Source organism: Thermogymnomonas acidicola (genome assembly GCF_014646795.1).
Classification (GTDB): domain Archaea; phylum Thermoplasmatota; class Thermoplasmata; order Thermoplasmatales; family Thermoplasmataceae; genus Thermogymnomonas; species Thermogymnomonas acidicola.
Window position 1 is genome coordinate 63,114 of the sequence record NZ_BMNY01000001.1, and the last position, 21,614, is coordinate 84,727.

The window sequence follows — 21,614 nt, forward strand, 5'->3', positions numbered from 1 at the left end:
GCCATGGCGAGGATAATACTCTATACGGGAAAGGGCGGCGTTGGCAAGACGTCCATAACAGCCTCAACGGCTGCGCTCATGGCGGAGATGGGGAAGAGGACCCTGGTCATATCCACAGACCCTGCACACAGCCTGTCTGACGTCCTGGCGATGGATATCGGCCCGGAGATTAAGGAGGTGGACACCAACCTATACGCCCAGGAGATAAGCGTCAACGATGCCATAAACCACCACTGGCAGGAGCTGAAGGGCTACCTGACCGGCCTCTTCCAGTCCCAGGGGCTTGACCCTGTTTCCGCTGAGGAGATAGCTACCCTCCCAGGGTTTGACGAGGCGGCCCAGCTGCTCTACGTGAAGGAGTACTTCGAATCGGAGAAGTACGATTACATCCTCATGGACAGTGCACCGACCGGTGAGTCGCTGAGGCTCCTCTCGTTCCCGGAGGCCATGACATGGTACATGGAGAAACTCTTCCCCATAGGCAGGACAACTGCCAAGGTCTTCAGGCCCATTGCAAGGCCCCTCGTGAACATACCCCTTCCCGAGGACTCGGTGTTCGAGAGCCTGGAGAGGCTGTACAGGAGCCTGCGTGAGGTCAGGAACCTCCTCACAGATCCTGAAACAACGAGCATAAGGCTGGTGTGCAACCCTGACAGGATGTCTCTAAACGAGACAAAGAGGGCCTACACGTACCTGATGCTCTACGGCTACCCGGTGGATGCCCTTGTCGTTAACAAGATATACGGGGAAGACACGGGCGAGTTCTTCAAAGGATGGAGGGAGCTTCAGGCACAGATGCTGGCAGAGATAGATTCTTCCTTTGCGGACCTGAAGGTGTTCAGGGTGGAGCTCGAGAAGGAGGAGCCCATAGGCCTGAAGAGCCTGAGGGCGTTCGCCAGGAAGATCTACGGGAGCGAGGACCCTTCAAGGCAGTTCGGGGTAAGGAAGAGCATAGAGTACGAGAAGGTCGGGGACGAATACCTGGTCAAACTGAGCCTGCCATTCGCTAACAAGAACAGGCTGAACCTCTACAACAAGGGCGGGGAGCTTGTCATTGAGGTGGACAACTGGAGGAGGGTGTTTTACCTCCCGCAGGCACTGGCCGAAAAGAGACCGGTGGCAGCAGAGTTTATTAACGGCAAACTTAATATAACGATGGGATAGGCATGGCCAAGGAAGATAGGGAAACCGGAAGGACAATAACAATCGAGATAAACCTGAGGATGCCACAGATGCCTTCCACCCTGATGCGGGTTGCAAGGCACCTGATGAATGCCGCGGAGGAGATCATGAAGGCCGGCCAGGAGGTCTCGCCCGTGAAGATAAGGAGCTCAGGTGAGGGAGAGGTCAGGAAGATAGAGATAAAGTGATGCACATCACAGGACCATAATCAACCTGATGAGGGCCTCCCTCACAAGCCTCCCCTTTTCTGTCAGGCTGTACTGGATGTGCCCGCCCTCCGCCCGCCTCTCGATGAGGCCCTGCTTCTCGAGGTCCCTGAGGCGTGAGGCCAGGAGCACCCTTCCCGCCTCCGGTATGTCCCTCGAGATCTCGTTGAAGTTCCTTATGCCTATGTCCTTTCCTAACAGGATCAGGATCTGTGCGCTGTACTTCAGGCCGAGCACCCTTAGGCCCGGCAGGAAAGGGTCTATGCACACCTGGGTGCCCTCGAACTCGACATAGCATGACTTCTCCCTGCTTCCCCTCACCTCTCACCCCTCCTTCTCAGGATCTGGAACATGTCGGACAGCGTGAGGACACAGAATATGAGGCCCACAAGCAGTGAGAGGAAAAGGAATATCATGAGGTATGTGAAGTACCTGGTCTGCTCAACGTTGCTCACCCCCACGGTGAAGGTGGTGAGCATGAGCACTATGCCCACTATTATCGTGAAGGAGAAGAGCCTGTTCACCTGCGAGAAGATGGGCTGCCTCAGGCTCTCATGGTGGAAGTTCGGTATCATGGTCACGAAGACGGCGTACGCTGCCAGTAGAAGCCCTATTATGCTGCCATAGAAGCTTATGAGGGACGTCTGGGAGAAGAATGCCTGGAACCTCTCGACTATGATGAGGCCACCGAAGGCATCTATGTACCTATTCACTATCAGTACGGTGGCCGCTGCCGATATTATTATCACCGTCCTGGTCTTGTAGACGCTCTCGAGCCTGCCCTTTATCCTGATCTGTGCCACGGTGTATAGGCTCGTGCAAGTATAATTAACTTCTCAGGCACAGGCAGGTGTGCACAGAAGCAAGGATCCACTGCCCGGAGGGCCAGAGCCTGTTGTGGCAGAGCCCGCCACTGGAACTCCGCAGATGGTTTCCCTTGCAGTACCTGCACCGTGTCCCTGGCAACACGCACCCCTCCTGAGAGAGGGCAAGCAATCGGATCTGCACCTAATGTGGAGAGACTAGCAAAGATAAATTACAGGAAAAGATAACAGTCCATTGAAGATCTTCAAGATCGGTGGCAGCGTAATAACGGACAAAGCCATATACAGGAAAGCGAAAATGGAGACGATAGAGAGGATCGCCGGTGTCCTCTCAGGCATGGGTGAGATGGTCATAGTACACGGGGGTGGCTCCTTCGGGCACATAAAAGCGAGGGAGTTTGGCTTTCCAGGCCGGCTGGACGAGGGGAACAGGATGGGTGTGGCCATAGTTCACAGGGACATGGTGGACCTCAACTCGCTGGTTTCCAGTGCCCTGATTAAGAGGGGCGTACCGGCAGTCCCATTTTCCATCATTGAGCACTACAGGGACGGCGCGGTAGATTACTCCATCCTGCCGTCCCTGCTAAGGGCCGGGCTCACGCCTGTCCTCTTCGGGGACACATACGTCTCCGGGGACTACTGCGGCATATACAGCGGGGACAGGATAATGAGGGACCTTGCGGAGATGCTGAGGCCGGAGGAGGCCGTTTTCATGACGGATGTTGATGGCATATTCGAGAGCGACCCCAAGAGGGACAGCAGGGCCAGGCTGATACCGCGCTTCTCGGGCGAGGGGGCATTGCTGGGCGGGAGCGGGGACGTCACCGGCGGTATGAGGGCCAAGGTTAAGGAGGCCCTGGAAATTAAGAGGTTCTCAGGCAGGGTGGTCATAATGAACGGTAATTTCCCCGAGAGGCTGCTCCAGAACGGAGCTTTTCTGGGAACGGTGATAGAATGATATCGAACAGGAAGGAGGAGCACATAAGGATCGCGGAGAACGAGAAGGTGGAATCGGAACACAACTTCTGGGACGACATAAAGATCATACACAGGGCAATGCCTGAAGTAAACTTCGATGAGATCGACCTGAGCGTGGACTTCCTGGGTAAGAAGATAGGCGCACCAATGATAATATCATCGATGACAGGGGGCGTAGAGGTAGCGAAGAAGATAAACAGGAACCTGGCAGCGGCTGCGGAGAAATTCAACATACCCATGGGGGTCGGCAGCATGAGGGCTGCGGTTGAGAAGAAGGAGCTGGCGGATTCGTTCTCCGTTATCAACGATTTCAACATACCCGTGAGGTTCGCTAACATAGGCGCGCCGCAGCTCATAGACCAGGCCAAGCCGGCCTTCAGGGACGCCGACATAGACTACGTCATGGACCTGATTCACGCTGACTTCCTGATAATACACTTCAACTTCCTGCAGGAGATGATACAGCCAGAGGGTGACAGGAACGGGAAGGGAGTGAAGAAGAGGGTCAGCGAGATCGCATCAAGCTACCCGGTCATTGTCAAGGAGACCGGGAACGGCTTTTCGAGGGAGGACGCACTTGAGCTTAAGGATGCCGGCGTGAGGGCCATCGACGTGGGGGGCCTAGGCGGCACATCCTTCGCGGCAATCGAGTACTACAGGGCCCTGAAGGCCAACGACGAGGAGAAGGCTAACTCTGGCCTCTCTTTCTGGAACTGGGGGATCCCGTCCCCTGCCGCCATAAAGTACTGCGACGTCGGAATTCCGGTGATAGGCTCCGGGGGCCTCAGGACGGGCCTTGACCTCGCAAAGGCCCTGATGCTAGGGGCAGTTGCGGGCGGCTTCGCCAGGACGCTCCTCAGGAGCGCTGACGACTCCCAGGAGAGCATATTCAAGAGGGTGTCATTCATCCTAAGGGACCTTAAGATAGCGATGTTCCTCACCGGCCAGACAAGGCCGTACGGGCTGAGGAGGGTAAAGTATTTTGTCCTGGAGCCGCTGCGGTCATGGATGGAGGCCGTATGAACCCTGACGATGAGCTGCCGGCTGATGAGGAGACCGAGATAGAGTGCCCGCAGTGCAGGACCCACCTTCACTTCATAAGGTACACGACCAGGATCGCTTTCGAGGGAGAGATAACCATACAGACCTACTACTGCCCTTCCTGCCAGTACAGGCACACCGATACGATCAGGAAAGTGGACAGCAGGCCCAAGAGGACGTGGATAAGCGTGAGGTCCTCGGATGACCTCCGCATCATAGTCTACAGGTCACCTGAGGGGAAGATAACTATACCGGAGATGGGCGCGGAGATAGAGCCAGGGATAGCGTCCACGGGAGAAATAACGACAATAGAGGGTATCATGGCCAGGATAAGGGAGCACATGTGGATCGCCTTCAGGGACTACGGGGAATCGCAGGCCGAGAGGGATCTGGACGACATACTTGCAGGCAGGGTGAAGCCATTCACACTCGTCATTGACGACCCTACGGGAAAGAGCACGATCAGGAGCAGCAGGGCTGTGGAGGTAATGCTCACAGATGGGCCATGATGGCCATCAGCGAGCCCTGTGGCGTGGTTTCCTGCCATACACTCGGAAAACTCTGCAGCCTCCCGGTATTATACGTATTATGACCGGAAGAGATATATATAAAACTTTTTAATATATACGGTTTGAGAGGCAAGTTAGAACACATAAACGTGTTAAAAACATCTTTAAATAATACTCAAGAATGATCGTTCGGTGGATTTTAATGGCCATTGACTATACTTCAGCGTTACTCGCTATTGCTGCCTCGATTTCAATAGCAGGTGGCTTAATAGGCACAGGTATGGCACAGCAGGGCATCGGAGCGGCAGGAATGGGGATCATAGCGGAGAAGCCGGAGAAGTTTGGTCAGGTCCTTATATTCTTCGTCATACCGGAGACGCTCTGGATCATAGGCTTTGTTCTTGGTCTGATACTGCTCCTGCACATCATATGATCGAAGATGACAGTTGAAGACATCATAAGGGAAATCGAGGAGAGGAAGAACAGGCAGATAGAGCAGATTAGGTCTGAGTACGAGGGCCTCCTCGAAAAGGCAAAGCAGGAGAACGAGGAGAGGAAAAGGAGGGCCGTGGAGGAGTACGAGAAGAGGAAGAGCCAGCAGGGCAGCATGAAGAGGGAGCAGATCCTGGACGAGGCCCTGGTCCAGGCCAGGAGGATGGTCTCGGAGAAGAAGGACGAACTGGTCAAACAGGCCCTGGCCAGGGCCCTCTTCTACGTGGACAACATCAGGGCATCCAGGGACTACCCCAAGCTCCTGAGGAAGATGGTGGACATTTCCAGGTCCCTGATCGGCCCGGATGCGGAGGTCCTCTGTGCCAGGGAGGACTTCGCACTCCTCAAGGGCGTTGTGACAGGCAAGCTCACCGAGCACCCCGGTATAAGTGCAGGCATAATCGCGAGGAGCCCCGATGGGAGCCTTGAACTCAACCTGACTGCCAGCAGGATCAGGGAAGACCTGAAGCCTGAGATAGAGAAGCATCTCTTCATGAGGATAAGCGGTGAATAGATGGATTCCACATACTCTGGCACCTACGGAAAGCTCAAGGCCTATTACCCTGATTTCCTCTCCCGGCAGTTCATTGATGACCTCATCTCCTCACCGAACCTCGACGATATCCAGGGGAGGCTCGCAAGGACTGTGTATGGGGAGCACATCAACCACCTGGCCTCGCTCTACAGAAACCCTGAGCTGCTTGAGATAGCGGTGAACAGGGAGCTGGTGAGGAAGAACCGGATCGCTCTGTTCGCCGTGCCACCTGCCTCCAAGAACAGCGTCCTCGCATACCTTGCCAAGTGGGACATCGAGAACATAAAGTCGATACTCTCATCCAAATTCATGGACTACCCTCTGAGGGAGAGCGACGCTTTCCTCATAAGCTTCAGGGACGTGCCCATGGGTATATTCGCCGGCACGCTGAGGGACGAGGACTTCAAGGCCATGCTGTCCAGGGGCTCCGTGGAGGACGTCATAAACTTTCTCTCGCCAACGCCTTACGGCACAGCAATGCTCTCGCAGATTGACCAGTACAGGAAAACTAAGGACCTCTCGGTACTCTTCTTTGCTCTTGATGTGTACTATTACACAAACCTCCTGAACACCATACTCTTCTACAATGGCGATGAAGGGCCGGTGCTCAGGCTCGTAAGGGAACTGATAGATGTGCACAACCTCGATGTCCTGATCAAGGGCAAGTCCATGGAGGTTGAGTTCAGCAGGATCATAAGGGGCCTCATAGCCGGTGGGAACATAGGCGTGGAGAGGCTGAGCGACCTCTACAGGTCACAGGATGTCGAGCAAATAGCGAAGAACAACGGCCAGTTCGACCTTGGCCCGGCTGTGGAGAGCTTCAGGCAGGACGGGAACATGCTGCACTTCGACCTGGAGATGAGGAGGCAGGTCTACTCAAAGTACATGCCGGTCATATCCTCAATGTCGCTCTCCCTCGGTTCCATGTTCCACTTCATGATTATGTCGGAGGTAGAGAGGGAGAACCTCAGAACTATAATACTCGGAAAGCACTACGGTCTGAGTGAGGAGAGCCTGAGGAAACTGATCCTCCGGTGGTAGGCATGCCGTTAAAGGATTCTTTTTCAGGCAACATTGCGATCGTGGCTGAGAGGGAGATAGCACTGGGCTTCAGGCTGATAGGCATAGAGGACTCCTTCATAGGGACAGGGGAGGAGGGAGTTAGGAAGTTCGAGGAGCTCTACAGGAGCGGCAAGTACTCACTCATAATGCTCTCCGAGAACCTGCAGAGGTTCATGGACAGACGAATGCTCAACATGGTCAACATGTCCACCAGGCCACTGGTGGTATTCATCCCCCTGCCGGGGGGGAAGGAGGAGGAATCCGTGGCGGAACTGGCCAAGAGAGTTCTTGGCGTGGAAATAGGAAGGTGATGGGGTTTTGGGCAAGATCGTTAGGATTTCCGGTCCTGTTGTGATCGCTGAGGACGTAGAGGACGTGAAGATGTACGATGTGGTCAGGGTAGGTGAACTGGGCTTGGTGGGGGAGGTGATAAGGCTCTCCTCCGGCAGGGCCACCATCCAGGTCTATGAAGATACCAGCGGAATAAGGCCAGGGGAGAGCGTTGTCACGACCGGGAGGCCGCTCTCGGTTGAACTTGGCCCAGGCCTCCTGACCTCAATATACGACGGCATACAGAGGCCCCTGGACGTCATAAGGGCCAAGACTGGAGACTTCATAAGGAGAGGGTACACGGCACCCCCACTGGACGAGAACAGGGAGTGGGAATTCGTTCCCCTGGTCAAGAAGGGCCAGAAGGTCTCCCAGGGCCAGGTCATAGGCGAGGTCCAGGAGACTGGCATAATAAAGCACAGGATCATGGTGCCCCTGGGCGTCAGTGGTGAGGTCAAGGACATATCAGGTGGCAAGTTCAGGGTATCCGACACAGTGGCTTACCTGAACGCGTCCGGGAAGCAGGTGGAGGTGAAGCTGAAGCAGAGCTGGCCAGTGAGGGTGCCAAGGAGGGTGCTGAGGAAGCTGCCTCCCGAGATACCCCTTGTGACCGGCCAGCGCGTGGTCGATACGTTCTTCCCCGTCGCAAAGGGAGGCACAGCGGCGGTACCGGGGCCCTTCGGCTCAGGAAAGACTGTGATACAGCACCAGCTCGCAAAGTGGGCCGATGCGGACATTGTTGTCTACATAGGGTGCGGTGAGAGGGGCAACGAGATGACGGAGATACTCACCACCTTCCCGGAACTCACTGACCCGAAGACAAGGAGGCCACTGATGGAGAGGACGATCCTCATAGCGAACACCTCCAACATGCCAGTGGCAGCCAGGGAGGCAAGCATCTACACGGGCATAACGATAGCAGAGTACTACAGGGACATGGGCTACGACATAGCGCTCATGGCGGACAGCACATCAAGGTGGGCAGAGGCCCTCAGGGAGATATCTGGAAGGCTTGAGGAGATGCCCGGAGAGGAAGGCTATCCCGCATACCTTGGCAGGAGGATCTCCGAGTTCTACGAGCGGGCGGGAAACGCACAGGTCATAGCGGACGAGGAGAGGTACGGGTCGATCACGATAGTGGGTGCGGTGTCTCCGCCCGGTGGCGATATATCTGAGCCGGTCTCGCAGAACACCCTGAGGGTAACGAGGGTGTTCTGGGCACTTGATGCTTCGCTTGCCTCCAGGAGGCACTTCCCTTCCATAAACTGGCTCAACAGCTACTCGCTCTACAGGAACGACCTGAGGAAGTGGTTCGACACCAACCTCGCCCCTGACTTCAACCTCATCTACTCAGAGGCCATGGGCACGCTGCAGAAGGAGGCAGAGCTTCAGGAGGTCGTCCAGCTGGTGGGCTATGACGCACTTCCGGAGAGGGAGAAGGCGGTGCTCGACACGGCCAGGATGATAAGGGAAGACTTCCTCCAGCAGAGCGCGTTCGACGAGGTCGACCAGTACTGCTCTCTGAGAAAGCAGTACCTGATGCTCAAGGCGATAATGAAGATGGGCAGGGCACAGACAGAGGCCATAGAGAAGGGAGCACAGATGAGGCAGCTGCAGTCACTGCCTGTGAGGGAGAAGATCTCGAGGATGAAGGAGGTAAGGGAGGAGGACTTCGAGAAATACTATTCGGAGTTGGAGAAGGAGATAGAGGAAGAGGTTAGACCCCTGGCGGAGGCTGTGTGAGATGGTGAAGGTTACCTACAGGTCCATATCCCAGATCTCAGGGCCCCTCCTCTTTGTGGAGAAGGTCGGGAACGCAGCATACAATGAGATGGTGGAGATCACGCTCCCGGATGGGGAGACCAGGCAGGGCCAGGTCCTGGACACAAGCAAGGACATGGCCGTCGTGCAGGTCTTCGGGCCGACATCCGGAATGGACATCAAGAACACGAGTGTGCGCTTCCTGGGCTCCACTGCAAGGATAGGCGTCTCCGAGGACATGCTCGGCAGGATCTTCAACGGCCTGGGCCAGCCCATTGATGGTGGCCCCGAGATTGTGAGCAAGGACAGGGTGGAGATCGTTGGTGACGCAATAAACCCCTACTCCAGGGAAGAGCCCTCGGAGTTCATCGAAACCGGCATCTCCACCATAGACGGCATGAACACCCTGGTCAGGGGCCAGAAGCTACCTATATTCTCGGGTTCTGGCCTGCCGCACAACGTGCTGGCCTCACAGATAGCCAGGCAGGCGAAGGTCAAGGGCAGCGACGAGGGCTTTGCCGTTGTCTTCGGGGCCATGGGCATAACCAGCGAGGAGGCCAACTACTTCATAAACGAATTCAGGAACACAGGCGCAATTTCCAGGGCCATAATGTTCCTGAACCTCTCGTCTGACCCCTCGATGGAGAGGATCATACTCCCGAGGGTTGCCCTGACGACTGCAGAGTACCTTGCCTATGAGAAGGAGATGCACGTCCTCGTTATACTCACAGACATGACGAACTACTGCGAGGCCCTCAGGGAGATTTCATCTGCAAGGGAAGAGGTGCCGGGCAGGAGGGGATTCCCCGGCTACATGTACACGGACCTGAGCACCATCTACGAGAGGGCCGGGAAGATAAGGGGCAAGAACGGCTCCATAACGCAGATACCGATCCTCACCATGCCAGGAGACGACATAACCAACCCGATACCTGACCTGACGGGTTACATAACAGAGGGGCAGATCGTCCTGTCCAGGGACCTGCAGAGGAAGGGCATATACCCGCCTGTGGACGTGCTGCCCTCCCTGTCTAGGCTGATGAACCAGGGCATAGGCAAGGGCAGGACAAGGGAGGACCACAGGGGTGTGGCGGACCAGCTCTACTCCGCCTATGCCAACGGCAAGGACCTCCGCTCTCTCAGTGCCATAGTTGGCGTTGAGGCCCTCGGCGAGAACGACAGGAAGTACCTTGAGTTCGCTGACATGTTCGAAACCAGATACGTAAACCAGGGCCTCTACGAGGACAGGAGCATAGAAGAGACCCTGGACCTGGGCTGGGAGCTCCTTTCATCACTGCCGGAGAGCGAGATGAAGAGGGTGAAGAAGGAGTTCATACAGAAGTACGGAAGGTGGAAGAGGGAGTGAGCTGAATGCCGTCACTGGACGTCAGGCCCACCAGGATCGAGCTCATCAGGATGAACAGGAGGATCAAGCTGGCCCGCAGGGGCCTTGACCTCCTGAAGATGAAGAGGTCGTCCCTGGTGATGGAGTTCTTCAACATAGCCCGGACAGTGCGCGGGATGAGGGAGAACCTCAGGGAAGAGGTCGGTAGGGCCCTGGAGACAATAAGGATGGCGGAGCTCCTCTCTGGGACGATGACCCTGGAGAGGATAGCGTACATGTCTGCAAACTCCACTGTAGGTGTTGGCCTGAAGAACGTGATGGGCGTTAAGGTGCCGGAACTCAACGTGAACTACAGCCAGACCCTGCTCACCAGAGAGTACAGGGCAGTATCCGTTCCAACCGCAGTGAACGATGCAATAGTGAGGTTCGAGAGGGTCTTCATCCTCATGACGGAGATAGCGGAGAAGGAGAACGCCATGAGGAGGCTCCTGTACGAGATAGAGAGGACGAAGAGGAGGTCAAACGCCATAGAGAATATACTGATCCCCCAGCTCGTCTCGACGGCGAAGATGATCAGGATGCACCTGGACGAGATGGAGAGGGACACGTTCACCACGCTCAAGTTCATAAAGAGGAAAATGGGAGAGAAGGAGAGGGATGGCCCAGCAGTTTAAGCCGTGGGAGAAGTGGAAGAGGTACCAGGTGCGGATCCCCAGTGATAAGGTTCAGGCAAACAGGGCCCTGCGCAGCTTCATGAAGATCAGGACAGCCGTTTTCCTGGTCAACCTGGTGGCCACAGCCACGGTGATCGGGTTCATACTTGCAAGGGTGATCTGAAATGCCGGATGACCTGGAGATACTCAAGATGCTCAGGGAGAGGGAGGAGGAGGCGGACAGGGATGTGGAGAACTTCAGGAAGGAGAAGGAGGCCGATTACGCCGCCCTCGTGAAGTCCCTGGAAGAGGAGTACGAGAAGCTCAAGAACAGGCTGGAGGCAGAACTCAAGGACTACCTTGACCAGGTGGAGAGGGAGGCCAGGGAGAAGGCATCCCAGATAATCGACGGTGCGAGCATAAGGGCATCTTCGCTGAAGCTGGACATCTCAGACCGCGAGCTTGAGGCCCTGGTAAAGGACCTCATAGAAAAGTACCTGGAGGCCTGATCACGTTGGTCCTGAGGCCCGTCAGGATGGCGAAGGTGCGCATCATCGGCTCCGTTTCAAAGAGGGATAGGATACTCAGCGCCCTCCACGACCTCGGCGTCATGGAGGTGGAGGAGGTCGGGAAGGAGGTCCTCTCCGTACTAAGGCCAGGGAGGAACCCGGAGATATACCAGAAGGTCATAAACACGCTCTCCAGGTTCAGGAGCTATGAGGCACAGCTCCCTGCCAGGGAAGTGAGGGGAAGGAAGAGGTTCGACAGTGTGGAGCAGGTGCTTGCAGAGGCGGATTCCCTGAACATTGACCAGGACCTTAAGATACTGAAGCAGCAGGAATCTGACATACTGGGGAACATAAGGGACATTGAGAGCAGGATCGAGCCGGTCAGCGCCATAAGCGACCTGAACTACGACCTCGGCATTTTCAACGGTGCGCGCATATCTTCCTACATAGCGGTGCCGCAGGGGAAGGACTTTGATCCTTCACTTCTCAGGGAGACGCTGAAGGACTCGGTCATAAGGGAGATCAGCGGTGGCAGGATACTCATCTCCATACCCAGGGAGCAGGAGGCCTTCCTCGGGAGGGTTGCTTCCGAGTCCGGCATCAGGCTAATGCACATACCCGACATGATGGGTAAAACGCCTTCACAGTACCTGGAGGAGCTGAACAGGAAGCTCGGCGAGAACAGGGAAAGCCTTGAAACTGTCAGGAAGGCACTGATCCAGTTGTCGGAGAACTACTACGAGAGGGTAGTGCAGATCAGGGAGCAGCTTGAAATAGAGGCCAGGAAGATGGAGGCCATGGAGAAGCAGGCCGCGTCCGGTGACATCTTCGTGCTCGAGGGCTGGGTGCCGGAGAGGGACATGGCCAGGGTGGAGAGGGTCCTCGACCGGGTCTCGAACGGGTCGGTGATCGTGAGCAGGGTGGAGACTGACGAGGTGCCCCCAACGCTCATGGACAACCCCAGGAGGTTCAGGGCCTTCGAGTTCTTCGTCAGGTTCTATTCAATACCGAAGGAGTACGAGGTTGACCCGACCCTGATATTCGCCCTCATCTTCCCCGTCTTCTTCGGCCTGATGGTGGGTGACTGGGGGTATGGCCTCGTTATACTCTCGATTTCGCTGTGGCTTCTCCACAGGCTCGACCACCCACCGAAGAAGAGCCACATACCCAGATCCCTCTCCAGATTCGCCCTGACGGTCTTCGGGCCCAATGCGCTGAGGACGCTAGCGAGGGCGCTCATACCCGGCGCGGCGGTTGCGATAGTGGCGGGCCTGCTGTTCAACAACTTCTTCGGCTTCCCGCTGCTGCCTCACACGGTCTTCGCCGTGAGCACAGGCTTCGGTGGCGCGAAGATACTGGGCTTCCCGCCCACACCATCGGAATCGTTCTCCGCTACCGTCGTGATACCCAAGATACTGCTCCTGGCTGGCTACATCGGCCTTGCAATGGTCACCTTTGGCCTGCTGCTCGGCATAGCCAACTCGCTCTTCATAAGGGAGAGGAGGCACGCGGTGGGCAAGGCGGGCTGGATCCTGCTGGCATGGGGCATTGCTGTCATTGGCCTCGACCTCATACACCACAACCTCTCCTTCTCCCTGCCCACCGGCCTTGTCAACATAATCTGCCTGGGGCTCATAGTGGTAGGCCTTGCACTGATAATAGTGTTCGAGGGCGCGCTCAGTGCAATTGAGCTCCCGTCCATCATAAGCCACATACTCTCCTACACCAGGCTCGTCGGGATACTCCTCGCTTCGGTCATACTGGCGCAGGTCATAGACATAATCTTCATCAAGGGCGTGGACAAGTCCGTGGGGCTCGCTGTTGCAGGCGTGATTATACTTGTCCTAGGCCAGATATTCAACCTTGCCATCGCGATATTCGAACCAGGCATACAGGGGGCAAGGCTCCTGTACGTGGAGTTCTTCTCGAAGTTCTTCCAGGGCAACGGCAGGGTGTTCAGGCCCTTCGGGATAAAGAGGAGGTACACGCTCAATCAGGTGGATGAGGCGGAGGCAAAGTAAAAAAAAGGTTCAGTTGTTCTTTTTCTCCATGGCCTCTATGCTCACGTTGAACTTCACGACATCGCCCACCAGGACACCGCCACCCTCGAGAGGCATGTTCCAGCGCAGGCCGAAGTCGTACCTGTTGATCTTTCCCTCGACGGAGAAGCCGAACCTCTGATTGCCCCACGGATCCTTCTGGATGCCCTCAAAGGTGCCGTCCACCTCGATCTCCTTTGTCACATCCCTGATCGTCAGCTTGCCCCTGATCTTGTACTCCGAACCGGAGACCTTCTTTATGGACGTGGTCTCGAAAGTTATGTACGGGTACTTTTCCGCGTTGAAGAAATCGTCGCTCCTCAGGTGCGCATCCCTCTGCTTGTCCCTGGTGCTTACTGAGTTCACGTCCACCCTTATGACTGCATGGGCGTTCTCTATGTCGTTCACGTCCCCCTCGACCTCGCCCTCGACCCTGTCAAAGACACCCTTCACCGTGGCTATCATAAGGTGCCTCACAGAGAACTCCACAGTCGAATGGGAGGCATCCAGAACCCATGTCTTCTTCTGTGTCTCCACGTTTTCCATGTGGACTGCATTTTGTTCTACTATTAAAATATTTCTACACTAATTTGTATACATAATGGGCTCCCACGTGCGACCGAGCTGAACGCGTGGGGGCAAACAAACGCCCCTGGTGGGGCGGTGGTTCACCCTATGCTCCGCCTGAAGTTTCGGCCTGGGCCAGTGTGCTCTCCGGTGCCTCCTCCTCCACCGGAACCCTGATGAAGTTAATGAGCCAGAAAGGCCTCCTCAGCGCAAAGGGCCTAGATGGCATGGGCCTGATCGTCACAAGGATGCTCCTCCCAAGCCCTGCCCTGAACCCCCTGACCAGTGATGCCAGCTGCCCGGCAGCCTGCCACTTCCCGGAGGCCATGGTCACAGAGGCGGACATGTTGAATGTGCCGGCAAGCGATCGCCTGATTGTGAAGCAGTAGACTATGTCAAGGCCCCTGAGTACCATCGGTATGTCGAGCGTGTTCTTCAGGAACGATGGCTCGAACCACTCCCTCACGGCCACAGGCGTTATGAACACCGCAGGGTCGACCCCCGGGGGGTCAGCCTCCACCGTGAAACATGGGTAGAGCCGGGTAAAGAAGAGCTCCATGGAGTTGAGGCCTTCCACACAGGATGACGATATAAAGAAGCGTCTGCTCCTGGCCTCTGATAGCACAATGAACGCATTCTCCGCGCCCCTGCCGGGGAGGAGCAGCGGTGCCCTGTGGCGGTACCTGACAGGGTCTGTCCTGCCGACATCCTCCTTGAAGACCAGTTCCCTGGCGAACACCGGTGAGGAGTAAGCGGAGAACGATATATATGGTGTGCGCATGGTGTTCCCATGGACGCGTCAAGAGCAGCAACGCTGGACGACATGTTCATGCTACTGAACCCAAGGGATGTGTCCCTCAGCCCATCTGGATCGAGGGCCCTCTTCAGCGCCTCGAAGACGTTCAGGGAGAAGGGAAAGCAGATAGAGAGCGGCATATTCGTCGTGGATGTGAAGGAAAGGAAGGTGGTTAGGAGGATATGGAGGGAGGGACACAGGCTCTTCTCGCCCTGCTTCAGGAGCGACTCGGCTGTTGTGTATGCCGACGCTTCTGACGAGGGCATGTTCCTTGTAATCGAAGATACGGAAAAGGGCCTCGCGGAGGAGGTCAGATTCCGTGGTGAGATCGAGAGTGTCCTGTGCAGCGGCGGAGAGGTCTTCCTGATCGGCAGGCCAGAGGACGTGGAGAAGAAGAGGAGGGAAAAGGAGGGAGACGATGCGTATTTCTTTGAAGAGGAGGAGGTGGGGAGAAGGCTGTACAGGTACGTGGCAGGTACAGGGTTCGTTGAGGTCGGGAGGGGCCTGAACATCTGGGAAGCATCTTTATCGGGAGGAGAGGTCTACGCAGTGGCCTCTGACTGCCCGCACGAGTGGTGCTGGTACTCATCGAAGCTGTACAGGCTGGATGGAGATGAGTGGAGGATGGCCTACAACCCGGGGTGGCGCCAGATAGCCATGCCGGCCGCATGGCCTGGAGGGGTGGCATTCGTTGAATCGCTCTGGAGCGACAGGGGCGTCACTGCCGGGGACATCCTGGTGCTTGACAGGTCCAGCGGAAAGGTGAGGAATGTAACGGAAGGATCAGGCGGGAGCCACAGCTCTCCCGTATGGGGCAAGCAGGGAGAGCTGTTCTGCGTCTCGCAGTACGAGGACGAGTTCGCACTGGAACAGGTCCTGCCCGAGAGGAGGGTAATATGGAAGAGCCACGGGACTGTCTTGCCAGCCTTTGCACCCTCCGTCTCCCTGGTATCAGGAAAGTTTGCCTTCGCTTTTGAGACACACTCGGAGCCGCCCGAGGTGTACGTGCTTGAAAGGGGGCGCCTGACCAGGGTGAGCGAGATCAACTCCGCCCTCAGGGGGCTGCAGGAGATAAGGTGCGAGAAGGTAGAGTGGGAAGGTGAGGACGGCCTCTCCATCTACGGCCTCCTGAGGTACAGGGAAAGGTCCGACCCCCTCATAGTACTTGTGCATGGCGGGCCGACCTCCTCATCCAAGGATACTTTCCTGGACATGTCCAGGCTCTACATATCCAGGGGATTCTCTGTGTTCCTCCCGAACTACAGGGGGAGCACGGGGAAAGGGAGGGAGTATGCAGAAGCTAACCTCGGCGACATGGGAGGCATGGACTTCAGAGACATTGTGAGGGGAGTTGAGAAGGTACTCTCCATGGGCTTTGCTGACAGGGAACATGTATACATCACGGGCGGGTCTTACGGGGGCTTCATGACAGCGTGGGCAGTGACGCAGACAGATATGTTCAGGGCTGCCGTTGGCCTATTCGGTATTTCGGACTGGGTTAGCTTCCACGGGGTCAGCAACCTCCCGCTGTGGGACAGGATACACTACAACCAGGACCCTTACGAGTTCGACAGGTTCGTGAAGTTCTCCCCCCTCTACCATGCGGCCAGGGTGAAGACGCCGGTGCTCCTGATGCACGGTGTAGAGGACCCGTACGTGCCCGTTGGCCAGTACATGCAGTTCTACAGGGCACTGAGGGAAATGGGCAAGGAAGTGAGGCTACTGCTGTTTCCCAGGGAGGGCCACGGGTTCCGTGAGAAGGAGCACAGGAAGAGGGAGTTTGAGGAGACGGTGGAGTGGTTCAAGAGCCACTCCTGACCTCAGGCCATCTGGGAAAGGGTCTCCCTTATGGCCACCCTCACGCTCTCGTCGCTACTGTACCTGTTCTTCCAGCCCGTGGAGAAGAGCTTTTCAACATCCAGGTGGGCATACTTCACGTCGCCTGCCCACCCCCTCCCGTCCTTCCCCCCAGTGAGCCTTATCCTGACGTCTTTTAGGCCCATTTCCCCTATCACCATCTCCGCTATCCTCATGACAGACGTGACCTCCCTGTTGCCCAGGTTGAATATCTCAGTCCTTGCAGCCCTCTCTGCCAGGTACTCCATGGCCCCGGTGCAGTCGTCCACGTGCATGTAGGACTTCTTCTGTGTCCCGTCCCCGAGTACCTCCAGTTCTCTCGGGTTCTTCATGAGCTTGTGGATGAAATCGTATATGACGCCATGCGTGGAGTTCCTGCCCACTATGTTGGCAAAGCGGAAGATAAGGCCCTTGAAACCGTAGTAGTGTGAATATGCAGATACGAAGCCCTCGCCGGACATCTTCGAGGCACCGTAGCTCGATATTGGCATGTATGGGCCGTAGTTCTCTGGAGTCGGTATCTTCTCGGCTTCCCCGTAGACTGTGGAGCTGGAGGCGAAGCAGAAAACCGCGGCATCACACTTCCTGGCAGCCTCGAGCACGTTCACAGTGCCCATGGCGTTCACCCTGAAGTCTAAGAGTGGGTCGGAGATGCCTCCCCTCACGTCTGAGTTGGCGGCCAGATGGAATATGATATCGAAGTGGCCCACCGGCAGTTCCTCCGGCCTCGTGATGTCGCCCCTCACGATCCTGATCCTGTCCCTGAGGTGCCTTATATACCTGTCGTCCACGGAGGAGAAGTTGTCAAGAACCGTGACGGAGTTCCTGGCGCTCAGCAGGTTAACGAGGTTAGAGCCGATGAAGCCTGCGCCACCTGTAACAAGGATTTCCTTGCCCTGGAGCATGGCCCAAAAGCGGGTCTCCTTATAAATTGGTTTTCTCCACTGGCAGGTAAGGTAAGCGATCAATAAAATAGAGGATGGATGCTTACAGTGGTTGTGAGGTAGGTACATCTTGAATCCGAGGCTGTCTGATGAGGTCGTTGACCTGTCAGAGAAGATATACAGGTACGCGGAGCTCGGGAGCGAGGAGTTCAGGTCTGTGAAGGCAATCACAGAGATGCTCTCCAGGTATGGGTTCAGGGTCGAGGCCCCGTACAAGGAGATAGAGACTGCATTCCATGCGGTGAAGGGGCAAGGGAAGGTGGCTGTGGGTTTCCTCTGCGAGTACGACGCCCTCCCAAACGGCCATTCCTGCGGCCACAACCTGATAGCCGCGTGGTCTGTGGGCGCAGCAATAATGCTCGCCGAGGCGGCGAGCGATGTGAGGGTTGAGGTTTTCGGGACGCCGTCGGAGGAGGGAATAGGGAAGTACGCCGGGGGAAAAGTCCTTCTGGCAAAGAGGGGTGCGTTCACGACCGTCGACTTCATGGTCGGCATGCACCCCAGCGATGAGTGGTGCGTGGGCACAACCGCACTCTCCGACATAACGTACAGGTTCACGTTCAGGGGGCGATCTGCCCACGGTGCTGCCTCGCCTGAGGCCGGGAACAACGCGCTGGACGCTGCTGTGTCTTCCTACGTGGGCATCAACTCGCTCAGGGGGGCTTCCAGGCCATCAAACAACCTAGTGGTTGGCATGGTGTTCAGGGAGGGCGGCAGAGCGACCAACGTGATACCGGACAGGGCGGTGCTCGACGTCGAGATAAGGTCCACCTCAGCCCCATTCCTCAGAACCTTCGGGGAAAGGGTGAAGAAGCTCGTTGAAGGCATAGCGTCCGCCTACGGGTGCACTGTGGATGGTGAGGAGATAACGCCCCTGTACGAATCTTATTTGAACAACTCAGTGATAAACCGGGTGCTGAGGAAGTACCTGGAGGCCCTCGGCTACACCGTGAGGGAGGTCGACGAGGGAGAGGTGCCCAGCGGGAGCACGGATGAGGCCAACGTGAGCCGCATAGTCCCGACGGGGCACATAGATGTGGGGATAGCGCCCCTGGGTACGCCGGGGCACTCTGACGACTTCAGGGATTATTCCGATCCAAGGAAGAGTAGGAAGGCCCTCATGGATTCCATAGAGGCCACCGTGAGGGCATGCCTTGAGATAGTGTCCAGAAGGGAGCTGATCGATGAAATAAAGGAGGAGTTCAGGAGGAGGTCAGAATGAACGTGATAAGGCCGCCTGCGCTAAGGGAGGGCGACGAGATAAGGATTGTGGCGCCTGCCAGCGCGCCCGACATGAACAACCTGTCAAAGGGCATATCCAGGCTGAGGAAGATGGGCTACAGGGTAACCCTAGGGAGGAACATAAAGAAACTGGTGCAGAGGAACAGCCTGGCTGCCCCTGACAGGGAGAGGATGGAGGAACTTGTCAACGCCTTCAGGGACGACAACGTGAAGGCCATATTCTGCGCCAGGGGTGGATACGGCTCCATACACATATTGCCCCTCATAGACTATGATGTGATCAGGGACCACCCGAAGATCTTCCTGGGTTACAGTGACATAACTGCGCTGCACCTTGCCATAAACAAGATGACTGGCCTCGTGACGTTCCACGGCCCCATGCCCGCCTCTGATCCGAACGAGATGGCGAAGCCAACCTACAGGCACTTCCTGGACATACTCTCCGGGAGGTCGAACGACATAAACCCTTATACTGAGAGGGTCATAAAGTACATAGTCTCCGGCAGGGCAGAGGGCAGGAGCATGGGCACTAACCTCTCCGTAACTGCTTCACTCATAGGTACTTCTTACATGCCCGACCCGGAGGGAAGGATACTCTTTGTGGAGGACACAGGTGTCACCTCGGGTGATGTGGACAGGTACTTCTTCAGCATGAAGCTGGCCGGTATGCTCCCAAAGTTCGCCGGTTTCGTATTTGGTGAGTTCGAGAGCATAAAGGACATAGAGGAGCCCATGCCCTTCGTAGAGGACGTGATACAGATATTCATGAACGAGGTCCAGAAGCCTTCCCTGTACGGCATGCCCTTCGGCCACGGGGATGACCAGATGCTCATACCGCTGAACTCCAGGATCAAGATATCCACAGACGAGCCCTACCTGGAAATGCTTGAGGACGTTGTTGACTGAATCACACTATTGGCAGGAGAAGTTCTATGAACATATTGCCCCTTTCTGATATCTCGTAGTAGATCTTGCTACCGTTCTTCACGGAAAGGATCAGTCCGTCCCTGGCCATTTCCTCCAGTATCCTCTTGCTTATGGAATGGTTCAGGTTGCAGGCGTCGGTTATCTGCGTTATCGAAACGGCCCTCCCTGCGTCCCTGATGAATGAGAGTATGTCCAGCACCACCCTGGTCCTGCTCCTCTTTAGCCTGACCGCCCTTGCCCTGTCTTCCTGTGAGGAGAGAATTAAGTCCCTGGCAATGCTGTACGCACCCCTGCCCCTATCACCGTGGTGGCACATCGGTTCAGGCACCCTTATGGCGATCAGGCTCATTCCTGACATCGCCCTCTCCTCCTCTTCACTGATGCCGCAGCAGCATATGACCAGGCGTCTGTAGGCCATTATATCCTGAGAGACGTATGCGAACTTTGCTATCTTTCTCCTGTCGTTCACCGGATCTGATACCACCAGGATCGTGATCACCTGCCTCATCCTTCTGTTGACGAGTGCGGTGCCCAGCCTGTAGAGCCTTCCGGAGTAGCCCCTGACGGACAGGTTCCTCACCAGCGACCACTGGGAGAGGTCACCCGCTATGTGCGATAGATCCGGTGCCGGCTGCATATACCTGATCAGCTGTGGAATGGATATAAAGTCAGCTTAAATGCCACTTAACAATTCGGGAAGCTGGGATGTACCGTTACCTCATTGTAAGGGAGTTGCTGGAAGATACCCTAAGGAGGTTCTCTGAGAGGGAGAGGGAGGTGGAGGTACTGGATGTGGATGGGCTGGTGGCCGTGGGCGACACGCACGGCGCACTGGACGTGTCAGCCTTCGTGGTCTCCAGGTACCTTCACAGGAAACACATAGTCTTCCTCGGCGATTATGTGGACAGGGGCAGGTACCAGTTTGAAAACCTCCTGTTCCTCATCGAGCTGAGCCTGGTCTCCGGGAGGGTACACCTGCTGAGGGGAAACCACGAGGACCTGGGCCTGAACGCCATCTACGGCTTCCGCGCTGTCCTGGACCGCATGGGCATCGCAGACCTTGAAGAGATATTCCAGAGGGCTTACTCTGCAATGCCACTTGTTATCAAGGTCCCGGGGCAGGCCCTGTTCGTGCACGGTGGCGTTCCCCACGGTGCACCGGCTGTGGATGGTGGCATATCCTCCTACGCTGAGGAGATACTGTGGAACGACCCATCTGAATCCGTTCACGATTTCGGCCCCAGCCCCAGAGGCGATGGCGCGTACACATTCGGCGTGCAACCGCTGAGGGCCTTCCTCCAGAGGAACGGTTGCCGGCTGCTGGTCAGGGGGCACGAGGTGCAGAGGGAGGGATACAGGGTCATGTTCGGTGGCCTCCTTGTATCGGTCTTCTCCTCCAGGTACCACGGTGGCAGGGCAGCGGTATGCCACCTTAACTTCAGTGGCGCTCCGCTGCTCCAGTTCGAGGTGCTGCCAGATTCCATAGACCCCTCCGACCCTGTCCCACAGGTACAATAGACCTAATGAAGCGCGCCCTCCTGAAATGGCCACACCCATCTCTTGCCACGGGATCTCCCCTCCCAGGGCACACGGCAACGCCCCACTCTTTCTCATGCAACCCTGCTCTGGGCCACCGGGGAACCACATAGGGCAGCATGATGCATTGTTTGCGCGCTGACGTTGCATGGCTGCCAAGGACCCTGGACAGCCCTGAGGCTACACGCCACGCCTGTGAACAGCAATGGGCGCCCCATGGCAGGAGGGCAGGGGTGAAGAGACCCCGTGGCTCTGTGGTGGCTGTTGCCGACCACTGTC

General features: G+C 56.5%; 25 protein-coding genes. 19 read left to right on the forward strand and 6 right to left on the reverse strand.

Translation table 11 applies throughout. From position 1 onward, the window contains the following. The first annotated feature begins 3 nt into the window (after nucleotides 1–3). Both IEW66_RS00340 and IEW66_RS00345 read left to right on the forward strand, forming a co-directional pair. Entirely contained in the window at nucleotides 4–1,164 is a 1,161-nt protein-coding gene (locus tag IEW66_RS00340; protein WP_188679329.1) for an ArsA family ATPase, read from the forward strand. 2 nt (nucleotides 1,165–1,166) lie between these two features. Next, a complete protein-coding gene (locus IEW66_RS00345) occupies nucleotides 1,167–1,370 on the forward strand; it encodes a hypothetical protein (protein ID WP_188679331.1) in 204 nt (67 codons plus the stop codon). 6 nt (nucleotides 1,371–1,376) lie between these two features. On the opposite strand, the gene IEW66_RS00350 is transcribed toward IEW66_RS00345, so the two are convergent. Both IEW66_RS00350 and IEW66_RS00355 read right to left on the reverse strand, forming a co-directional pair. Further along, entirely contained in the window at nucleotides 1,377–1,709 is a 333-nt protein-coding gene (locus IEW66_RS00350) for a winged helix-turn-helix transcriptional regulator (RefSeq protein ID WP_188679334.1), read from the reverse strand. Next, the gene (locus IEW66_RS00355) at nucleotides 1,706–2,191 is read right to left on the reverse strand and encodes a hypothetical protein (RefSeq protein WP_188679336.1); all 486 of its coding nucleotides are present in this window, start codon (nucleotides 2,189–2,191) and stop codon (nucleotides 1,706–1,708) included. The genes IEW66_RS00350 and IEW66_RS00355 overlap by 4 nt, the downstream gene beginning before the upstream one ends. A gap of 256 nt (nucleotides 2,192–2,447) precedes the next feature. Between IEW66_RS00355 and IEW66_RS00360 the strand changes: the two genes are divergently transcribed. The 13 genes from IEW66_RS00360 (at nucleotide 2,448) to IEW66_RS00420 (ending at nucleotide 13,448) form a co-directional block, all read left to right on the forward strand. After that, nucleotides 2,448–3,170 (forward strand): isopentenyl phosphate kinase, encoded by a 723-nt coding sequence (locus IEW66_RS00360; protein ID WP_188679338.1) that lies wholly within the window; start codon nucleotides 2,448–2,450, stop codon nucleotides 3,168–3,170. After that, nucleotides 3,167–4,213, forward strand: a complete 1,047-nt coding sequence (gene fni / locus IEW66_RS00365) for a type 2 isopentenyl-diphosphate Delta-isomerase (protein WP_188679340.1) — start codon at nucleotides 3,167–3,169, stop codon at nucleotides 4,211–4,213. Before IEW66_RS00360 ends, fni begins: the two co-directional genes overlap by 4 nt. Next, a complete protein-coding gene (locus IEW66_RS00370) occupies nucleotides 4,210–4,740 on the forward strand; it encodes a ZPR1 zinc finger domain-containing protein (RefSeq protein ID WP_188679342.1) in 531 nt (176 codons plus the stop codon). Before fni ends, IEW66_RS00370 begins: the two co-directional genes overlap by 4 nt. Nucleotides 4,741–4,942: 202 nt before the next feature. Next, on the forward strand, nucleotides 4,943–5,173 hold the full coding sequence (locus IEW66_RS00375; protein ID WP_075056789.1) for an ATPase: 231 nt from the start codon (nucleotides 4,943–4,945) through the stop codon (nucleotides 5,171–5,173). A 6-nt stretch (nucleotides 5,174–5,179) separates the two neighbouring features. Next, on the forward strand, nucleotides 5,180–5,746 hold the full coding sequence (locus IEW66_RS00380) for a V-type ATP synthase subunit E family protein (RefSeq protein ID WP_188679344.1): 567 nt from the start codon (nucleotides 5,180–5,182) through the stop codon (nucleotides 5,744–5,746). After that, nucleotides 5,747–6,808, forward strand: coding sequence for a V-type ATPase subunit (locus IEW66_RS00385; protein WP_188679346.1), 1,062 nt, complete (start codon nucleotides 5,747–5,749; stop codon nucleotides 6,806–6,808). 2 nt (nucleotides 6,809–6,810) lie between these two features. After that, the gene (locus IEW66_RS00390) at nucleotides 6,811–7,140 is read left to right on the forward strand and encodes a V-type ATP synthase subunit F (protein ID WP_188679348.1); all 330 of its coding nucleotides are present in this window, start codon (nucleotides 6,811–6,813) and stop codon (nucleotides 7,138–7,140) included. Nucleotides 7,141–7,147: 7 nt separating this feature from the next. Beyond that, nucleotides 7,148–8,902: a V-type ATP synthase subunit A gene (locus IEW66_RS00395; protein WP_188679351.1), complete on the forward strand. Its 1,755-nt coding sequence runs from the start codon at nucleotides 7,148–7,150 to the stop codon at nucleotides 8,900–8,902. A gap of 1 nt (nucleotide 8,903) precedes the next feature. Next, nucleotides 8,904–10,286, forward strand: a complete 1,383-nt coding sequence (locus IEW66_RS00400) for a V-type ATP synthase subunit B (RefSeq protein WP_188679353.1) — start codon at nucleotides 8,904–8,906, stop codon at nucleotides 10,284–10,286. Between the two features lie 5 nt (nucleotides 10,287–10,291). Then, the gene (locus IEW66_RS00405) at nucleotides 10,292–10,939 is read left to right on the forward strand and encodes a V-type ATP synthase subunit D (protein WP_229657395.1); all 648 of its coding nucleotides are present in this window, start codon (nucleotides 10,292–10,294) and stop codon (nucleotides 10,937–10,939) included. Next, nucleotides 10,923–11,102 (forward strand): hypothetical protein, encoded by a 180-nt coding sequence (locus tag IEW66_RS00410; RefSeq protein WP_188679355.1) that lies wholly within the window; start codon nucleotides 10,923–10,925, stop codon nucleotides 11,100–11,102. The genes IEW66_RS00405 and IEW66_RS00410 overlap by 17 nt, the downstream gene beginning before the upstream one ends. A gap of 1 nt (nucleotide 11,103) precedes the next feature. Then, entirely contained in the window at nucleotides 11,104–11,427 is a 324-nt protein-coding gene (locus tag IEW66_RS00415; RefSeq protein ID WP_075056704.1) for a hypothetical protein, read from the forward strand. Nucleotides 11,428–11,432: 5 nt separating this feature from the next. After that, the gene (locus IEW66_RS00420) at nucleotides 11,433–13,448 is read left to right on the forward strand and encodes a V-type ATP synthase subunit I (RefSeq protein WP_229657396.1); all 2,016 of its coding nucleotides are present in this window, start codon (nucleotides 11,433–11,435) and stop codon (nucleotides 13,446–13,448) included. Between the two features lie 9 nt (nucleotides 13,449–13,457). On the opposite strand, the gene IEW66_RS00425 is transcribed toward IEW66_RS00420, so the two are convergent. Then, on the reverse strand, nucleotides 13,458–14,012 hold the full coding sequence (locus IEW66_RS00425; RefSeq protein ID WP_188679357.1) for a YceI family protein: 555 nt from the start codon (nucleotides 14,010–14,012) through the stop codon (nucleotides 13,458–13,460). A 127-nt stretch (nucleotides 14,013–14,139) separates the two neighbouring features. Further along, nucleotides 14,140–14,814, reverse strand: coding sequence for a hypothetical protein (locus IEW66_RS00430; RefSeq protein ID WP_188679359.1), 675 nt, complete (start codon nucleotides 14,812–14,814; stop codon nucleotides 14,140–14,142). Between the two features lie 9 nt (nucleotides 14,815–14,823). Between IEW66_RS00430 and IEW66_RS00435 the strand changes: the two genes are divergently transcribed. Continuing rightward, nucleotides 14,824–16,647: an alpha/beta hydrolase family protein gene (locus IEW66_RS00435; protein WP_188679361.1), complete on the forward strand. Its 1,824-nt coding sequence runs from the start codon at nucleotides 14,824–14,826 to the stop codon at nucleotides 16,645–16,647. Nucleotides 16,648–16,649: 2 nt separating this feature from the next. Here IEW66_RS00435 and IEW66_RS00440 read toward each other — a convergent pair whose 3' ends face one another. Then, on the reverse strand, nucleotides 16,650–17,591 hold the full coding sequence (locus IEW66_RS00440) for an NAD-dependent epimerase/dehydratase family protein (RefSeq protein ID WP_188679363.1): 942 nt from the start codon (nucleotides 17,589–17,591) through the stop codon (nucleotides 16,650–16,652). A gap of 109 nt (nucleotides 17,592–17,700) precedes the next feature. Between IEW66_RS00440 and IEW66_RS00445 the strand changes: the two genes are divergently transcribed. Beyond that, nucleotides 17,701–18,852 carry a M20 family metallopeptidase gene (locus IEW66_RS00445; RefSeq protein ID WP_188679365.1) on the forward strand — a complete coding sequence of 384 codons (1,152 nt, stop codon included), beginning with the start codon at nucleotides 17,701–17,703 and terminating at the stop codon, nucleotides 18,850–18,852. Next, nucleotides 18,849–19,778, forward strand: coding sequence for a S66 peptidase family protein (locus tag IEW66_RS00450; RefSeq protein WP_188679367.1), 930 nt, complete (start codon nucleotides 18,849–18,851; stop codon nucleotides 19,776–19,778). The genes IEW66_RS00445 and IEW66_RS00450 overlap by 4 nt, the downstream gene beginning before the upstream one ends. Nucleotide 19,779: 1 nt before the next feature. On the opposite strand, the gene IEW66_RS00455 is transcribed toward IEW66_RS00450, so the two are convergent. Beyond that, complete coding sequence (locus IEW66_RS00455; RefSeq protein ID WP_188679369.1) at nucleotides 19,780–20,436, reverse strand: winged helix-turn-helix domain-containing protein; 657 nt, start codon at nucleotides 20,434–20,436, stop codon at nucleotides 19,780–19,782. Between the two features lie 68 nt (nucleotides 20,437–20,504). Between IEW66_RS00455 and IEW66_RS00460 the strand changes: the two genes are divergently transcribed. Continuing rightward, the gene (locus tag IEW66_RS00460) at nucleotides 20,505–21,317 is read left to right on the forward strand and encodes a metallophosphoesterase (protein ID WP_188679371.1); all 813 of its coding nucleotides are present in this window, start codon (nucleotides 20,505–20,507) and stop codon (nucleotides 21,315–21,317) included. Nucleotides 21,318–21,614 lie beyond the last annotated feature (297 nt).

What these genes read in the sequence shown, in the direction of transcription:
- IEW66_RS00340 (WP_188679329.1), top strand. Translation starts at nt 4, where the DNA reads ATGGCGAGGATAATACTCTATACGGGAAAGGGCGGCGTTGGCAAGACG.
- IEW66_RS00345 (WP_188679331.1), top strand. Translation starts at nt 1,167, where the DNA reads ATGGCCAAGGAAGATAGGGAAACCGGAAGGACAATAACAATCGAGATA.
- fni (WP_188679340.1), top strand. Translation starts at nt 3,167, where the DNA reads ATGATATCGAACAGGAAGGAGGAGCACATAAGGATCGCGGAGAACGAG.
- IEW66_RS00370 (WP_188679342.1), top strand. Translation starts at nt 4,210, where the DNA reads ATGAACCCTGACGATGAGCTGCCGGCTGATGAGGAGACCGAGATAGAG.
- IEW66_RS00375 (WP_075056789.1), top strand. Translation starts at nt 4,943, where the DNA reads ATGGCCATTGACTATACTTCAGCGTTACTCGCTATTGCTGCCTCGATT.
- IEW66_RS00380 (WP_188679344.1), top strand. Translation starts at nt 5,180, where the DNA reads ATGACAGTTGAAGACATCATAAGGGAAATCGAGGAGAGGAAGAACAGG.
- IEW66_RS00385 (WP_188679346.1), top strand. Translation starts at nt 5,747, where the DNA reads ATGGATTCCACATACTCTGGCACCTACGGAAAGCTCAAGGCCTATTAC.
- IEW66_RS00390 (WP_188679348.1), top strand. Translation starts at nt 6,811, where the DNA reads ATGCCGTTAAAGGATTCTTTTTCAGGCAACATTGCGATCGTGGCTGAG.
- IEW66_RS00400 (WP_188679353.1), top strand. Translation starts at nt 8,904, where the DNA reads ATGGTGAAGGTTACCTACAGGTCCATATCCCAGATCTCAGGGCCCCTC.
- IEW66_RS00405 (WP_229657395.1), top strand. Translation starts at nt 10,292, where the DNA reads ATGCCGTCACTGGACGTCAGGCCCACCAGGATCGAGCTCATCAGGATG.
- IEW66_RS00410 (WP_188679355.1), top strand. Translation starts at nt 10,923, where the DNA reads ATGGCCCAGCAGTTTAAGCCGTGGGAGAAGTGGAAGAGGTACCAGGTG.
- IEW66_RS00415 (WP_075056704.1), top strand. Translation starts at nt 11,104, where the DNA reads ATGCCGGATGACCTGGAGATACTCAAGATGCTCAGGGAGAGGGAGGAG.
- IEW66_RS00425 (WP_188679357.1), bottom strand. Translation starts at nt 14,012, where the DNA reads ATGGAAAACGTGGAGACACAGAAGAAGACATGGGTTCTGGATGCCTCC.
- IEW66_RS00430 (WP_188679359.1), bottom strand. Translation starts at nt 14,814, where the DNA reads ATGCGCACACCATATATATCGTTCTCCGCTTACTCCTCACCGGTGTTC.
- IEW66_RS00435 (WP_188679361.1), top strand. Translation starts at nt 14,824, where the DNA reads ATGGACGCGTCAAGAGCAGCAACGCTGGACGACATGTTCATGCTACTG.
- IEW66_RS00440 (WP_188679363.1), bottom strand. Translation starts at nt 17,591, where the DNA reads ATGCTCCAGGGCAAGGAAATCCTTGTTACAGGTGGCGCAGGCTTCATC.
- IEW66_RS00450 (WP_188679367.1), top strand. Translation starts at nt 18,849, where the DNA reads ATGAACGTGATAAGGCCGCCTGCGCTAAGGGAGGGCGACGAGATAAGG.
- IEW66_RS00455 (WP_188679369.1), bottom strand. Translation starts at nt 20,436, where the DNA reads ATGCAGCCGGCACCGGATCTATCGCACATAGCGGGTGACCTCTCCCAG.
- IEW66_RS00460 (WP_188679371.1), top strand. Translation starts at nt 20,505, where the DNA reads ATGTACCGTTACCTCATTGTAAGGGAGTTGCTGGAAGATACCCTAAGG.